This window comes from Humidesulfovibrio idahonensis, assembly GCF_054657715.1.
The window spans coordinates 18,946-34,265 of the sequence record NZ_BAAHYE010000002.1 but is presented as its reverse complement, the minus strand read 5'-3'; the positions used below and the strand labels follow the sequence as shown (position 1 = coordinate 34,265).

Below are 15,320 nucleotides of genomic sequence, written 5' to 3'. Positions count from 1 at the left end.
AGCCCCCGCCTCGGATAAGCTCGCGCGCATGCGCATCCTTTTCCTGGGCGACATCGTGGGCCGGCCCGGCCGCACTGCCGTCAAAAAGCACTTGGCCGAGATTCGGGCGAACACCCAAGCCGACCTCATCATCGCCAACGGCGAGAACGCCTCGGGCGGCCTCGGCCTGTCCTCGGACGGCGCCAAGGAGCTGCTCGGCGCGGGCGTCGACCTGCTGACCAGCGGCAACCACATTTGGAAGTTCAAGGACATCCCCTCGTACATGACGCGCGAGGAGCGGCTCCTGCGTCCGGCCAACTTCCCCCCGGGCCTGCCGGGCAAGGGCGTTTACGTGCTGCGCAAAGAGGGCCTGCCGCCGGTGGCGGTGCTGAACCTCATGGGCCGCACGTACATGACGGCCATCGACTGTCCCTTCCGCGCGGCGGATGCGCTTTTGGAGCGGCTCGAAACCGAAGCGCCCGACGTGCGCGTGCGCCTGGTGGACTTCCACGCCGAGGCCACCAGCGAAAAGGCCGGCCTGGGCTGGCATCTGGACGGCCGCGTGAGCGCCGTGCTGGGCACGCACACCCATGTGCAGACCAACGACGCCCGGCTGCTCAAAAAAGGCACGGCCTTCATGACCGATCTGGGCATGTGCGGCCCCGTGGACTCCTGCCTGGGCATGACCGTGGCCCCCATCTTGCGGAAGTTCTTGACGGCCGCGCCCGAACGTTTTGAAGTGGCAGACGGCCCCGTGGTTCTCTGCGGCGCCATCCTCGACATCGACGCGGAAACCGGCCAGGCGGAAGATATCGCCGTCTGGCGTTTCAGCGCGCAATAACAGCGGAGCAGACATGAACATCTTTGACGAACTCTCCTGGCGCGGCCTGGTGCATCAGGTCTCCGACGCCGAAGGCCTGCGCAAATACCTCGATACCCCGGGCCAGGCCATGTACTGCGGCTTCGACCCCACGGCCGAGAGCCTGCACATCGGCAACCTCGTGCCCCTGCTCTCCCTGGTGCGCATGCTGCGCGCCGGGCACAAACCCATCTTCCTCCTCGGCGGGGCCACGGGCCTCATCGGCGACCCCTCCGGCAAGGACAAGGAGCGCGAGCTCTCCAACCAGCAGGCCGTGGAAGGCCGCGCCGCGCGCATAAAGGCCCAGATGGAGGCCTTTGTGGAACGCAACACCGGCCAAAAGCCCACCGTGGTGAACAACTACGACTGGGTCAAGAACATGAGCGCCATCGAACTGCTGCGCGACGTGGGCAAGCACTTCACGGTCAACTGGATGCTCGGCAAAGACTCGGTCAAGGGCCGCATCGACCGCGATGAGGTGGGCATCTCGTACACCGAGTTCAGCTACATGATCCTGCAGGGCTACGACTTCTACCACCTCTGCAAAGAGTACGGCTGCCGCTTGCAGATAGGCGGCGGCGACCAGTGGGGCAACATCACCGCGGGCACGGAGCTCATCCGCAAAAAGCAGGCGGGCGACGCGTACGCCCTCACCTTCCCGCTCATCACCACGGCCTCGGGCAAGAAGTTCGGCAAGAGCGAAAAGGGCGCCATCTTCATGAGCACCGCCCTTACCAGCCCCTATGCCTTCTACCAGTTCTGGATCAACACCGAGGACGCCGATGTCGTGAAGTTCCTCAAGTACTTCACCTTCCTCTCCCAGGAGGAGATAGCCGCCCTGGAGGCGGAGGTGGAGCGCGCCCCGCAGGAACGCGCCGCCCAGAAGGCGCTGGCCGCGCAGACCACCATCATGGTCCACGGCGAAGAGGAGCTGGCCAAGGTCATGGCCGCCACAGAGGCGCTCTTCGGCAAGGGCGACCTGCGCGCCACAGACCCCGGCACCCTGGCCGCCGCGCTGGAATCGGCCCCGGCAAAGGAATATGTCTTTGCGCAGCTGCCCGACCTGCCGCAGATCCTGGTGGACCTGGGCCTGTGCCCGTCCAAGGGGCAGGCCAGAAAGGACATCCAGGCCGGAGCCGTGTCGCTGAACGGCGACAAGGTGGCCGACGCCGCGCGCGCCCTCACCGCAGACGACTTCCTGGGCGAGGTGAACGCCACCTGCGGCGCGTTCTTGGTGCTCAGAAAGGGCAAGAAGAACTACGGCCTGGTCCGGCTGGGCTAAGCCTTTCTTCACGAAACGGGGTTCCAAGGGGCGAAAAGCCCCTTGCCCTGCGGAGCATGTTCCCGGCACACCATGGGTGGGGAACAAGGGCTCCGCCCTTGGACCCGCCGGAGGGAATGCTCCCCCCGGACCCCGCAATAGAAAAAAATGAGCCGCTTCGGGGCTCGGCAAAAGCAAAAGGGACAGGCAGCGCTGAAGGCAGCGCCGCCTGTCCCTTTGTTGTGGAGAGGGGGGAAGGAGATCAGGCCTTTCTGCGCCGGCCCTCGGCATCCGCCGCCTTGATGGCGGCCAGCACCGCCTCCGGCGTCACATCGCCCTTGATGTTGTGGATGGTTTCGCCCGGTGCGCAGGCCAGCCGCGCCACCTCCATGAGCTGCGCGTCCGTGGGAGCGGCGAGCCCGATGTCCGCCAGACAGATGGGCAGCCCCACGGACTGGCAGAAATCATAGACCTTGGCGATCATGTCCGCCGGGCGCTTTGTGAGCATCAACAGCGACAAGGTGCCCAGGGCGACCTTTTCGCCGTGCCAAAAGGCGTGCGTCTCGGGCAGGACGGTGAAGCCGTTGTGGATGGCGTGCGCGCCGGAAAGGCCGCCGCTCTCAAAGCCCAGGCCGCTCAACAGGGTGTTGGCCTCGATGATGCGCTCCAGCTCCGGGCTGACAGTTTTGGCCTCGCAGGCCTTTTTCGCGGCAGGGCCGTCGGCCAGCAGCGTGTCGAAACATAGGCGCGCCAAGCCGTATGCCGTCATGGTGCCTGTGCGGCCGGTCATGTTTTTGGCTTGGCTGACGCGGCAGTCCTCGGCTTCGAACCACGTGGACAAGGCGTCGCCCATGCCGGAGACGAGAAAACGCATCGGTGCGGCCGCCACCACTTCGCTGTCCACCAGCACCACGTCCGGGTTGCGCGGCAAGAGCAGGTAGCGTTTGAAGGCGCCCTCCGGCGTGTAGATGACGGACAGGGCGCTGCACGGCGCATCGGTTGAGGCGATGCTGGGCACGACGACCACGGGCAGATGCAGGGCGTGGGCCACGGCTTTCACCGTATCCAGCGGCTTGCCGCCGCCCGCGCCGATGATGACGTCCGCCTTGGCCTGCTTGGCCGCGGCCACCAGGCGGTCGATTTCCTCGTCGCAGCACTCGCCCTTAAAGGGCTGCACGGTCGCCTCCAGCTGCTTCTGTCCGGCCAGGGCCTTTTCCACCAATGGCCGCGCGGACCCGGAAACAACGGCCAGGGCGCGCGTGCCCAGGCGGGCGGCTTCCTCGGCCAGCAGGGAAAGGGCGCCGGCGCCCTGGACATAGCGTGAGGGAAAAATCGAAGTCATGAGCATGATCGTTCTCCTCTTGGCAAGCAACACAGTGTTGGACCGCATGCGCGCAAACCGGCGCACGCACCCTTGCGGCGCGCCCGCCCCGGCCGCGATCGGCACCGGCGGAAGCGCTCCGTGCCCTCTGTATATCCGTTTCGTTTTGAAATAAAAATAGCAAAACATACGCGCCGGTTGCCGGATTCTTGTTTCAAGCGTTCCGCAGGGCGCGGCGGCATGGCGCGGTGGCATGGCGAGCGGTGCGCGGAGGCGTGGTCCCGCCTGCAACGCGATCAAAGTGGATTGCGGACAGGATGCAGTGAGCTGGCCCGAAGAGCTGGCACAAGAAGATGCGCTGCTGATGCCTTCTGCTCGCCAGCACGACATCGGATATGCTTGAATCCCACCTGCGGAAAGCCGGTGCAAGACGGTGGGCATAAAAGACAAGAGCCCCGGACTGCTCCAGGGCTCTTGCGTGCACTGCGTTTAGTGGGCTGTGTTCTTCGGGCTGCGTTTGTGTGAGCTGCGTTTGCGTGAGCTGTGGTCGGCCAAGTGACGAAGCGTGCCGGCGGCCGCGCTCCACAACCGTTTTTAGCCCTTGCAGCGGTGCTTCAGGTCCATGCCTTCCTTGATGAAGATCACGGCCTCGGCGATGTTCGTGGCCAAGTCGCCGATGCGCTCCAGATGGCGCGAGGCCATGATGACGTGCACCCCGCGCTCCACGATGCGCGTCTCGTCGACCATGGTGTTGATGGCCTCCTTGAGCACCTTGAGGCACAGCTCGTCGGCTCTGTGGTCCATGGCGCAAATGTCGTTGGCCAGGGCCGTGTCCTCGTCCACCAGAGCGCGCACGGCCTTGCTCAGCATGTCCTGCACGTGGGCGCACAGCTGGGCCATGCGCGGGTTCTCCGGCAGGGCTTGGCGCGTGGACAGAAACAGCGACCGGTGCGCCAGGTTCACGGCCTCGTCGCCCACCCGCTCCAGGTTCATGGTGATGCGCATGGATCCGATGATGAGCCTGAGGTCGCTGGCCAGGGGCTGGTCCAGGGCCAGAAGCTCCAGGTTGAAGGCGTCGATGGCGTCTTCCATCTCGTTGATGGCCATGTCGTTCATGACCACGCCCTCGGCGAGGTCTGTGTTGCCCTCAAGGTAGGCGCGGCAGGCGTTCTGCACGGCCTGCTCCGCCAGCGCGGACATGCGCAGGAGGAGCATCCGCAGCTCGCCGAGTTTCTGGGTAAAATGACTGCGCTGCTGCATGTTGATCTCTCCCCCTAGCCGAAGCGGCCGGTAATGTAGTCTTCGGTCTGGCGGTTGCGCGGCTTGGTGAAGATGGTGCGCGTGTCGCCTTCCTCAATGAGTTTGCCCAGGTAGAAGAAGGCCGTGCGGTCCGAAACGCGGGCGGCCTGCTGCATGGAGTGGGTGACGATGATGATGGTCAGGTCGCGCTTCAGCTCGTGGATCAGGTCCTCGATCTTCTGCGTGGCGATGGGGTCCAGCGCGCTGGCCGGCTCGTCCATGAGCAGCACCTCCGGCCGCACGGCAAGGGCGCGGGCGATGCACAGACGCTGCTGCTGCCCGCCGGAAAGTCCCAGGGCCGAGGCCTGCAGGCGGTCCTTCACCTCGTCCCACAGGGCCGCGCCGCGCAGGCTCGTCTCCACGCTCTCGTCCAGCACGCGCTTGTCGCGCACGCCGTTGACGCGCAGGCCATACGCCACGTTCTCGTAAATGGTCTTGGGAAAGGGATTGGGCTTTTGGAACACCATGCCGATGCGCCGCCGCAGGGCAACCACGTCCACGCCCTGGGCATGGATGTCCTCGCCGTCGAGGGCCAGCACGCCGGTGACGCGCGTGCCCGGGATGAGGTCGTTCATGCGGTTGATGCACCGCAAAAACGTGCTCTTGCCGCAGCCGGACGGCCCGATGAGCGCCGTCACCTGGAATTTCTCGAAGTCGAGACTCACCTGGTGCAGGGCGTGGAACGCGCCGTAATAAAAGTCCAGTGATTGCGAAGTTACCTTGATGTCGGGCATGTGCGTCTCCGTGGGCTTGCAGGCGGAGTGCCGCAGGGTGCGGCCGCGTGCTGCAAGGGGAGATTTACGCACTGGAAGCGACGTATGGGACACGGCCTTGTGACGATTCTGTGACAAGGCCGCCAGTGGTGCCAGAAAATCCGGAGTGCCGGAGGCGGGTTCGCCGCAGGCGGCGTCTCAGCCGGTGGGGCTGGCCGACACGTCGTGCGGCCTGTGCAGACGGCCTGTGCAGACGGGCGTCGGCTCAGGGCTTCAGGTGCACGGCCAGGGGAATGGTCAGGGTGACGCCGCCCGCGGCCGCCTCAAGCTTGGGCTCCACGCCGGGGTTCACCGCGCCGTCGCGGAACTCCACGGCCAGCCGCATGCGGTCCGGGTGCTCGCCCACGATGATGTTCTTGATGGGGCCGGTGTCCATGCGCAGCACATGCCCGCCCTTCTTGTGCCATTCGCCGTGAAAATCCGCGGCCAGCTTGCGCGGCTCGGCCTGGTTGAACCAGGTCAGACGGTCGGCCTGCTTGCTGGTGGCGATGCGCACGATGACGCTCTGCTCCTGGTACTCCACGCTCACCTCGCCCATCCACAGGCCATCGGCGGGCAGGGGCGCGCCGGTTCCTGTGGTCGCGGCTGCGGGCATGACCAGGGCCTTGGGATCGGTCTTGACCGGTGCGGGCTGGCGCTGGGCCGGAACGGACGGAGCGGGCTTGGCCGCCTTGGGCGCGGCCTGGGCCTCGGTCGGCGCAACGGCGGCGGACGGAGCAGCGGCAGCCGGGGGCGCGGCGTGGGCGGCCTGCTCTGCCGAGGCGTTGTCCTGCGCGTCCGGATCGGCGCTCACCTCGACGGGCTTCACGTTCTTCTTGGACGCGGGCTTGGCAGGCTTCTTGGAGATGATGACGGTCTTACGCTCGGCATTGGCGGCGGCTTCGGCGGCCTTGCCCAGCACGGGCTTGGGAGCCTTCTCCGCTGCGGCCTTGTCGGCGGCGGCTTTGTCCGCCGTGTGTTTGTCCTGGGCGTGCTTTTCGGGCTTGGCGGGCTTTTCCGCGGCAGGCTTGGCAGGGGCGGTTTTCTCGGCACCGGCCTTGTCGGCGGGCTTTTCCGCAGGTTTGGCCACAGGTTTTGGCGCAGGCTTGGCCGCAGGCTTGGCCTTGTCCGCGTCCGGGTCAACGGCTTCTTCCACGGGCGCAAGGCGCACGGTTTTCGAAACCGGCATGCGCACTTCATACTCCGCAGCCAGGACCGTACCGGCGGCGAAACCGCCGCCCAAAATGCCGGCCACGGCGGCCAACGCCGCAAGCCTGCTCCCCGTATGCTTCAGCACTTTGCTCATTCCCCGCTCCACTGTGTCATTTGCGGCACCTTACACAAAACGCCGCCCGGCGCAAAGCCCGCTCACAGCAGGGCGTCCCAGAAATCGCAAAGATGTCCGGCCACTTTCTCCTCGGACCAGCACTCCTCCATGAAGCGGCGGGAGGCCTCGCCCCTGGCGCGGCACAGGTCCATGTCCGCGGCGAGCTCGCGCAGGCGCGCCGCAAGATCCTCGGCGCTGTTCGCCAGCACCCAGGGCAGCGCGACCTCGGCCAAGCCGGAGAACTCCGCCACGTGGGCCCGGTTCCAGGCGTCCAGCCCGGCGATGACCGCAAGCCCCTGGCTCAGGCCCTCAAGGCTGCTCACGCCGTAATAGCCCTGCATGTGGTCGAACAGCACATGGGCCGCGCGTTTGCGGGCCAGGCACTCGCTGTGGGGCACGTTGTCGATGAGATCCAGCTCCAGGGCGCTGCCGCGCGTGCGCAGCCCCTGCACCACGGCCAGCAGCTCGTCGGTGTTCTTGAGATCCTTGCGCGTGGGCGAGTGGGCCACCTTGAGCGGCCCGGACCAGCGGCGCTCAGCCGGGCGCAGCACGGGCTCGTTTTGATGCACGAGATTGGGCTGCCAGCGCGCCTCGGGCATCATGCGCTTCAAATCCGGGGTGCTCACCAGCAGATTCTTGCGGCCCAGCTCACGGTACTTGGCGCGGAAGCCCTCGGGATTGGAGCGGAAGTCGTGGTGGCCGTGCTCGTGGTGCACAATGGCCTTGCCCGCAAGGTAGTCCGCCGGAAGAAACGGCCCCAGGCGCAGATTCTCATCCGCCGTCATGTGAAAATGCAGCACGTCGCTGGTCTTGAGCAGGTGCTCCAGCTCGGCCAGGCCCGCCTCGTCCAGATCGGGCACGTGCAGGTCCTTGGGCCAGGAGTGCGTATAGCGCGTCTCCAGGGTAACGATGCGGCAATGGTGCCGCCCCAGACGGTTCACGGCCCGGCAAAAGCCGATGCCCGTCCCGGCCGGGTCGTTCACCGCGATCATCAGGATGTTCATTTGCCGCTCTCGACGGAATGCAGTTCCTGCGAACGGTCGCGCGCAAGGTCGAAACCGGCCAGGCCGCGCTCGGGCAGGGTCAGCTCCAGGCGGCGCATGCGCTGCATGCGGGCCACAGGCGCCGCGCCCAGGGTGAAGGCCATGACGTGCCCGCCGCGCGTGCGGTCCTGAGTGAGGAAATGCCAGTGCCAGCCGGGCACGCCCAGGCCGCGCGCAAAGGCGGGGCCGCGCATGCCGACCAGGGTGCCGCGCGTGGCGGCGAAGGGAAACACGGCCTGCTCCTTGGCCACCACGGACAGGGGGCGGTAGGGCGGCGTCTGGCGCGGCACGCTGCGCGCGGTCAGGGTGGCGAAGTCCGCGTCGATGCGCACGGCGGCGAAGCAGTTGGGGTCGCCCAGGGCGGCGTCGAGCCTGGCCTCCACGGCCTTGAGGTCCGCGCCCGCGGGCAGCGCGCAGGTGGCGTCGGGCGCAAAGCGCGTCACCTGGGCAAAAGGCGTGGTCAGCGTGTCCGGGGCCTTGCGCACCAGCCCGCTGGCGGGAACCTGATAGACCACGCCGTCCAGCACGACCATCTCGCCGTCCAGTGCGTCGAAGGTGCCAAGTCCGAAATCGCCCAGCTTGCGCAGCTCGCCCAGGGACAGGGAGCCCTCATAGCCACCGGCCAAGAGCGCGTCGATGACGCCGACCTGCGCCAAGGCCGCGGGCTTTGCGCCGGGCTGCTGGGGCATCTCCGCCGCAAGGGCCGCGGCCCAGCAGGCAAAGGCCAGAAATATTCCAAGAACGAGACGCGAAGCTTTGGTGCGCATGGCTATTCCCCGCCGGAGCGGTTGAGAAGTTTGATCCACACATCGCCCGTGTGGGTGAGGAAGTGCAGCTTGCGCCCCTGGTTGCCGCCGATCTGCGACTTGGAGATTGGCAGGCCATGCACCATGAGCCACTGGCGCACGGCGCGCAGGTTGCGTCCGCCGATGTCGTAGAGGTTGGTGCGTTCCGCGCCGCCCATGAGACCGGAGGCCCCGCCGAAGACCTTCACCACCAGGTTTTCCTGGGGGACCTTGAGCTTCAGCATGCTCGAAAACATGTTTTCAAGGGCCGTGTCGACAAAGCGGCAGACCTGCGGCTCGCGCGTGGAGTTCTGGAAGCTGACGCTGTCCGGCAGGAAGGCGTGACAGATGGCGCCGATGCCCCGCGCAGGATCGCACATGGTCACGGCGACGCACGAGCCGAGGACGGTGGATACAAGAGTTGGGCGGACACCGAGAAAGCAGTCGCCCGTCTGCAAGAATACCTTGGGATACTGTTCAAGATCCTGCACAGGTGATCGCTCCAGAATGCATGCCATAGCGTATTGCCAAGGCATCATCATGCCAAGCGCGCAGCAAGTCAACTGATTCTGCGATTGAGAATGACTATCGGATGTAGAGGGCCTAGTCCGGCTGTTCGTCGAAACGGATGTGGAAGGCGGCGGCGTAGAAGTAGTGGAAGAAATCCACGTATTCAAGGTGGATGTGTTTCGGCACGGCAATGCGCGCCGGCGCGAAGTTGATGATGCCCTTGATGCCCGCGCCGATGAGGTAGTTGGCGGCGCGCTGGGCGCGTTCGGGCGGAGTGGTGATGACGCCGATCTCCAGGCCGAGTTCTTTGACCTTGGCGGGCAACTGGCGCGAGCACACGATCTCCATGCCCTCCACAACCTCGCCGATCTTGTAGGGATCGCAGTCGAACGCGCCGCGGATGATGAAGCCCTTGCGGGAGAACTCGCGGTGGCGCAGCAGCGCACGGCCCAGGTTGCCAACGCCCACAAGGGCGCAGTTCCAGGCGCGGTCTATGCCGAGGGAACGCTTGATGGAGGTGATGAGGTCCTGAACGTAGTAGCCCACGCCGCGGACGCCGAATTCGCCGAAGTAAGCGAGGTCTTTGCGAATTTGCGAGGAATTGACCGAGCAGGCCTCAGCGAGGCGCTCGGAGGAGACGACGTCAGTGCCCTCGCGCTTGAATTCCGAAAGCACCTGAATGTAGGTGGCAAGTCGGGCGATGGTGGCCTTTGGGATATGCTCGCTCTTTACGGCCATTCCAGAACGCTCGCGGTGAATTTGTGAAATTTGGAACGGATTCCCCGGAAAAAAGGAGGCCTCGCGGCCTCCTTTGATTCCGGGAAAGACTTGGTACTAGGCGCCCAGGGGCTTCACGAAGAGCAGGATCAGGTTGACGACGAGGGCGTAAATGGCCAGGGACTCGATGAAGGCCAGGCCCAGGATCAGGGTGACGGTGATTTTGCCACCGGCTTCGGGGTTGCGGGCGGTGCCTTCGCAAGCGGCCTTCAGGCCCAGGCCCTGGCCGATGCCGCAGAGGCCGGCGGCGATGCCCATGCCGATGGCGGTGGCCCAAGCGGCCACGGGACCCACGGCGGCGACGGCGGCGCCGTCAGAAGCGAAAGCAGCGGAGGCGCAGAGAACCATAGCCAGGGTCATCAGAAGAGCTTTGCGCATATCAATGTACTCCTAAAGGTATAGTGTTGTGGTCAAGCGACCATTTCCCCAAGGTTTAGTGGGCGTGCTCCAGCGAGCCCTTCAGGTAGATCATCGTCAGCATGAAGAAGATGAAGGCCTGAATGGTCTTGCCCAGGATGAACAAGAAGTACATGGGCAGGGTGCCCAGCACCGGAGCCAGCACGAAGAGCAGCACCAGGACGATTTCCTCGCCGCGGATGTTGCCGAAAAGACGGAGAGTGAGCGAGAGCGGGCGGGCGATGTGGCTCACGGTCTCGAGCACGAGCATGAGCGGCGCCAGCGCGGGCATGGGGCCCATGAAGTGCTTGATGTAGCCGAAGCCCCATTTCTTGATGCCGATGTAGTTGTAGTAAAGGAACACGCACACGGCCATGGCGGCGTTGGTGTTCACGTTGGCCGTGGCGGCGTCGCAGCCGGGAACCAGGCCGATGTAGTTCATCACCAGGATGAACAGGAAGATCGAGCAGAGGAACGGGAAGACCTTGCGGCCTTCTTCGCCGATGTTCGTCACCGTGAAGTCTTCAAGACCTCCGATGACGGTCTCGAACACGTTCTGCAAACCGCCCGGCACCAGCTGGAGGCGACCACGCAGCATGAGGGCACAAGAGAAAAGAATGATCATCGCCAGCCACATGTACCAAACGTGCGGCGGCAGATGAAGACCCAGCGAGTGGTCGATGATCTCAGAGAAGATCAACGGTTCCGGAAGTCCTGCAGACATGAGTTAAGCCTCCTTCCCATCCCCCGCGACGGGGACCTTGTGCCTGATCTGAAGGACACCCCACAGCACGGCGTTAAACAGCACAGTGGAGAGCCCGGCCAAAAGACCGTAAACCGAGGCCCCCGCCCAGGCGACAAGCCCGGCGATGGCGACCGCAGTCAATGCCAACCTTCCATAAAAGAGCGTCAAAAGCGTGAACATGGCGCCTTGCTTCACCCGCACCAGCTCCTGCGCGGCCTTGGAGAGCCACCAGAAGTTGAAGCTGATGATGAGCGCGCCGGCGGCGAAGGACAGCCCCCAGTTGGAGAAGCCCGTCGCCAGACACGCAACCACCGTGCAACCGGTGGCCAGAAGAATCTGGTTGCGCATCAGCCTGCGCGCATCCGCCAGGGCGAACCCGCGGCGGAACAGCACGGCGTCTATTCTCTGGACAAGCGATTTCAGCATGAAGCCTCGTCAAACCCGGCCCCGGCATGGGTCGGATTCATTTCCCCGAACCGGAATCCCCGGTCCCCGCTCCTGTATCCCCTGATTCCTTTTTCTGGATGCGCTGGACTTCCAGAAACACATCGCGGAACCCCGCCACGATGCCAAGGAGAAGAAATATCACCAGCAACCAAGGGCTTGTCCCCAACCATTTGTCGAGAAAATACCCCATGGCCAGCCCGATGAAGGTGGATACCACCAACTGGAGACCAATGGTTCCAGCGGTGGAGAGCAGCTCCATGGCGCCGGAAGGCTTGCCCTGATTGGGAAAGAACATGATGCACCCCGAACGGTCCGCTTATGGGCCAAATGGCCGGGACGTTCATTTCTTCACAAGGAGAAGTAGCTAGCACAACACCCTGGGGCAGTCAATGCGGTTCGCGCTCTGAGCCATGCATTTTTCAGTTTTTCTCCCCCCGCCTTCCTCCCCGCCGGGGCCACCGCTCTAGTGACAATCCGTGCGGAAGCCAGTACAGATCATGGAGCGGAGCACCATCGGCTTCCGCCTCCACACTTTATCATGGAAAGAGCATGACGAAAAAGACACCGACCATCCCCGCCCGCGCGGCCACTCCCCTGCCGCCGGAAAAATTGAAGAACCGCCTGGATCCCGCCACCCTGCCCTACGAGGACAGCCGCGCCGTGCCCAAGAAAAACGGCCAGGGCGGCTTTCAGCCGCGCGCCATGCAGGCCCTCGGCATGGCGCTCATGATTCCCGGCCTGGAATACAACGTATTTGTTGCGGGCGAGCCCGGCCTTGGGCGCACGCATTTCGTGCGGCATTTCCTCGCGCCGGAGGCGGCCAAGCGCCCCACTCCCTGCGACTGGCTCTACCTGCATAATTTCGAGGACGAAGACCGGCCCCTGGCGGTTTCGCTTCCGGCCGGGCAAGGCCGCGCCTTCAAGACCGGCCTGGCCAAGGCCCTTGCCGACGTGCGCCAGACCATCACCGCCACCTTTGACGAGGACACCTACCGCCGCAAGCACGAGACGCTCTTCAAGCGCTTCTCGGCCAAGCGCGACAGCATCTTCAACAAAATGGAGTCCATGGCCCGCACCAAGGGCTTCTCCCTCGACATGGACGACAGCGGCGGGCTCACCATCATGCCCCTGGTGGGCGGCAAGATCATGGGCGACGACGAGTACGGCCGCCTGGCCCCGGCGCGGCGCAAGCTGCTCAAGACCAAGGGCGAGCACCTGCTGTCCGAGATCAGCGTGTTCCTGCGCAAGCTCACCTTGAGCGAACAGGGCTTCCGCCAGAGCGAAAGCAAGCTGCACCGCGAAATCGCCCTGGAGGCCCTGACCGAACACCTGAAGCCCCTGCGCAAGGACTTCGCCCTGGTGCCCCGGCTGCTTGAGCACCTGGCCGCCGTGGAAAAGGACGTCATCGAGAACATCAGCTACTATCTCCCGCGCGACGCGTCGGACAAGCCCGCAACCGCGGCCGCGGCCGCGACCCAGCCCCACGGCCAGCACCCGGACGGCCACGCCCAGCCCCCGGCCGAGGACCCCAGCTACCGCCACGAGGTCAATCTCTTCGTCGACAACAGCAAGAGCGCCAAGGAAAAAGGCGGTGCCCCGGTCGTTGTGGAAGACCACCCCACGTCTTTCAATCTTCTCGGCAGCATAGAGCGCGAGAGCGAGCTTGGCGCGTTCTACACGGACTTCACCCTGGTGCGCGCGGGCAGCCTGCACCGCGCCAACGGCGGCTTCCTTATCATTAATGTTGAGGATCTGCTGGGAAACCAGGGATCTTGGGAAGGGCTGCTGCGCGCCCTGCGCCTGGGCAAGCTGCGCATGGAGGATCCGGGCGACGCCGAGCAGGCCAAGACCCGCACCATCGAACCCGAGCCCATTCCGCTGGACCTCAAGATCATCCTGGTCGGCACGGACGAGGCCTACGAAACCCTGCTGACCAACGACGACCGCTTCCGCAAGCACTTCAAGCTCAAGGCCCACCTCCAGGGCACCGTGCCGCGCACGGCCCAGAGCATCCGCAATTATCTCACCACCCTGGCGGGCATCATCGACGAGGCCAAGCTGCCGCCCTTCTCGCGCACGGCACTGGCCGGGCTGGTGGACCACGCCAGCCGACTGGCCGAGGACCAGAAGCAGCTCACCCTGTCCTTCACCCAGGTGCGCGGCCGCATGATCGAAGCCGCGGCCATTGCCCGGCGCGACGGCCGCGAGCTGGTGGAGGCGACGGACCTGGCCCGCGCCGTGGCCGAGAACGACTTCCGCGCCAATCTGTTTGAAGAAGAATTCATGGCCGACTACGACCGCGAGATCATCAAGGTCGCCACGGGCGGCACGGCCGTGGGCCGCGCCAACGGCCTGTCGGTCACGCTTTTCGGCGACTACGAGTTCGGCCTGCCGCATCAGATCTCCTGCACGGTGGGCGTCGGCCACGGCGGCATCCTCGACCTTGAGCGCGAGGCCCAGCTGGGCGGCCCCATCCACACCAAGGGCATGATGATCATCAAGAGCTGCCTGGTGCGCCTGTTCGCCCAGGACAAGCCGCTGGTGCTCACGGGCAGCCTGTGCTTCGAGCAGAACTACGCCGGCGTCGAGGGCGACTCCGCCTCCGGTGCGGAGCTGGCGGCGCTCTTGTCCGCCCTTTCCGGCGCGCCCATCGACCTCTCCCTGGCCTTCACCGGCGCGGTGAGCCAAAGCGGCGCCATCATGGCCGTGGGCGGCGTGAGCCGCAAGGTGGAGGGCTTCTTCGAGGTCTGCCGCAGGCGCGGACTTTCGGGTCGGCAGGGGGTGCTCTTTCCGGCGGACAACGCCGTGCACCTGATGCTGAAGGACGAGGTGGTGGAGGCCGTGCGCGCGGGCAAGTTCCACCTCTACCCCGTGGCCAGCATCGAGCAGGCCATGACGCTTTTGACCGGCCTGCCCGCAGGAACCCGGCGCAAGGACGGCCGCTACACCCCGGGCTCGCTGTACAGCATGGTCGACGCGCGCCTGGCCGAACTGACCAAGCTGGCCGCACAGGCCGAAAACCCGCGCAAGGGAAGGGGCTAAACCGTGTCCAAAGCCTGGATAAGGGCCAAGCTGCCCGAGTTTGTGCGCGACATGTTCCGCAACTTCTGCCTTTCCAGCAAGGCGCTGGAGGAGCAGTTCCGCTCCTTCGACCGCGAGGGTTCGGTGGCCTTCACCATCCTGCGCGACTTGATCGGCCAGGAGATGGACAAGGGCCTGCTGTGGCGCATGAAGGACACGGCCCACCACGTGTTCCGCAACGACCCGGAAACGCCCTTGACCGGCCAGTTCCTCGACTGGGGCCTGGGCTACATCTTCCACGAGACCATCAAGCTGAAGGAAGACGCCTACCAGGCCCTCACCTATGCGCCGTGGTTTTTGGCCCTGCGCGGCCGCGACCTGCCCGAGGCCGAGCGCGTGGTCGTGGAGGAGCTGTTCCAGGTGCTGCGCCAAACGGAAGAAAGCATGCGCCGCGAAATCGACCGCATCCGCTTCATTATGTCGCAAAGCCGCCAATTGCTTTCCATTTATCTTGCCCGCCACAAGGAGAACGCGCTTCTGGCGCGCTACCTGTTCTCGCAAAACGCCCTGGTGCGGGAGGTCTTCGGCGCGGACTACGACCATCTCATCAGCACCGTGTACGGCGACCACCCGGAACGCATGTTCGTGCTGGCCGCACAAAGTTTGCGTTTAGGGGGCTGGGTTGATGAAGCAGCCCTTGCAGTGCAGGGGGCGTTGGGTATAAACCCCTCCGACCGTCTGGTGCTTCAGGAGAAGAAAATTCTCGACAACTGGAGCCAAAGGATGGCGACTTAAGCT

The 15,320-nt window shown here is 65.0% G+C and carries 16 protein-coding genes; 4 read left to right on the top strand and 12 right to left on the bottom strand.

Features of this window, described 5'->3' with window-relative positions:
* Nucleotides 1-28 precede the first annotated feature (28 nt).
* Together ACYQ4W_RS00415 and tyrS are read left to right on the top strand one after the other, a co-directional pair.
* Nucleotides 29-820: a TIGR00282 family metallophosphoesterase gene (locus tag ACYQ4W_RS00415; protein ID WP_459851560.1), complete on the top strand. Its 792-nt coding sequence runs from the start codon at nucleotides 29-31 to the stop codon at nucleotides 818-820.
* Between the two features lie 13 nt (nucleotides 821-833).
* The gene (gene tyrS / locus ACYQ4W_RS00410) at nucleotides 834-2,120 is read left to right on the top strand and encodes a tyrosine--tRNA ligase (protein WP_459851558.1); all 1,287 of its coding nucleotides are present in this window, start codon (nucleotides 834-836) and stop codon (nucleotides 2,118-2,120) included.
* Nucleotides 2,121-2,361: 241 nt separating this feature from the next.
* Here the strand turns inward: tyrS and ACYQ4W_RS00405 are convergent, their stop codons facing one another.
* The 12 genes from ACYQ4W_RS00405 to ACYQ4W_RS00350 form a co-directional block, all read right to left on the bottom strand.
* Complete coding sequence (locus ACYQ4W_RS00405; RefSeq protein ID WP_459851556.1) at nucleotides 2,362-3,447, bottom strand: glycerol dehydrogenase; 1,086 nt, start codon at nucleotides 3,445-3,447, stop codon at nucleotides 2,362-2,364.
* A gap of 567 nt (nucleotides 3,448-4,014) precedes the next feature.
* On the bottom strand, nucleotides 4,015-4,680 hold the full coding sequence (gene phoU / locus ACYQ4W_RS00400) for a phosphate signaling complex protein PhoU (protein WP_459851554.1): 666 nt from the start codon (nucleotides 4,678-4,680) through the stop codon (nucleotides 4,015-4,017).
* Nucleotides 4,681-4,694: 14 nt separating this feature from the next.
* Complete coding sequence (gene pstB / locus ACYQ4W_RS00395; protein ID WP_459851552.1) at nucleotides 4,695-5,453, bottom strand: phosphate ABC transporter ATP-binding protein PstB; 759 nt, start codon at nucleotides 5,451-5,453, stop codon at nucleotides 4,695-4,697.
* A 244-nt stretch (nucleotides 5,454-5,697) separates the two neighbouring features.
* Complete coding sequence (locus ACYQ4W_RS00390; protein ID WP_459851550.1) at nucleotides 5,698-6,777, bottom strand: AMIN domain-containing protein; 1,080 nt, start codon at nucleotides 6,775-6,777, stop codon at nucleotides 5,698-5,700.
* Nucleotides 6,778-6,839: 62 nt separating this feature from the next.
* On the bottom strand, nucleotides 6,840-7,802 hold the full coding sequence (locus tag ACYQ4W_RS00385) for a glycosyltransferase (protein ID WP_459851548.1): 963 nt from the start codon (nucleotides 7,800-7,802) through the stop codon (nucleotides 6,840-6,842).
* A complete protein-coding gene (gene budA / locus ACYQ4W_RS00380) occupies nucleotides 7,799-8,608 on the bottom strand; it encodes an acetolactate decarboxylase (RefSeq protein ID WP_459851545.1) in 810 nt (269 codons plus the stop codon). The genes ACYQ4W_RS00385 and budA overlap by 4 nt, the downstream gene beginning before the upstream one ends.
* Before the next feature lie 2 nt (nucleotides 8,609-8,610).
* A complete protein-coding gene (locus tag ACYQ4W_RS00375; protein ID WP_459851542.1) occupies nucleotides 8,611-9,117 on the bottom strand; it encodes a chemotaxis protein CheD in 507 nt (168 codons plus the stop codon).
* 112 nt (nucleotides 9,118-9,229) lie between these two features.
* Entirely contained in the window at nucleotides 9,230-9,895 is a 666-nt protein-coding gene (locus ACYQ4W_RS00370) for a redox-sensing transcriptional repressor Rex (protein ID WP_459854403.1), read from the bottom strand.
* A gap of 75 nt (nucleotides 9,896-9,970) precedes the next feature.
* Nucleotides 9,971-10,291: an ATP synthase F0 subunit C gene (locus tag ACYQ4W_RS00365; RefSeq protein ID WP_459851540.1), complete on the bottom strand. Its 321-nt coding sequence runs from the start codon at nucleotides 10,289-10,291 to the stop codon at nucleotides 9,971-9,973.
* 55 nt (nucleotides 10,292-10,346) lie between these two features.
* Nucleotides 10,347-11,033: a F0F1 ATP synthase subunit A gene (gene atpB, locus ACYQ4W_RS00360; RefSeq protein WP_459851537.1), complete on the bottom strand. Its 687-nt coding sequence runs from the start codon at nucleotides 11,031-11,033 to the stop codon at nucleotides 10,347-10,349.
* A 3-nt stretch (nucleotides 11,034-11,036) separates the two neighbouring features.
* Nucleotides 11,037-11,480, bottom strand: coding sequence for an ATP synthase subunit I (locus ACYQ4W_RS00355; RefSeq protein ID WP_459851535.1), 444 nt, complete (start codon nucleotides 11,478-11,480; stop codon nucleotides 11,037-11,039).
* Nucleotides 11,481-11,517: 37 nt separating this feature from the next.
* A complete protein-coding gene (locus ACYQ4W_RS00350; RefSeq protein ID WP_459851533.1) occupies nucleotides 11,518-11,796 on the bottom strand; it encodes an AtpZ/AtpI family protein in 279 nt (92 codons plus the stop codon).
* Nucleotides 11,797-12,050: 254 nt separating this feature from the next.
* On the opposite strand from ACYQ4W_RS00350, the gene ACYQ4W_RS00345 reads away from it, so the two are divergent.
* Complete coding sequence (locus tag ACYQ4W_RS00345) at nucleotides 12,051-14,543, top strand: Lon protease family protein (RefSeq protein WP_459851530.1); 2,493 nt, start codon at nucleotides 12,051-12,053, stop codon at nucleotides 14,541-14,543.
* Nucleotides 14,544-14,546: 3 nt separating this feature from the next.
* Nucleotides 14,547-15,317, top strand: coding sequence for a hypothetical protein (locus ACYQ4W_RS00340; protein ID WP_459851527.1), 771 nt, complete (start codon nucleotides 14,547-14,549; stop codon nucleotides 15,315-15,317).
* Nucleotides 15,318-15,320: the final 3 nt, after the last annotated feature.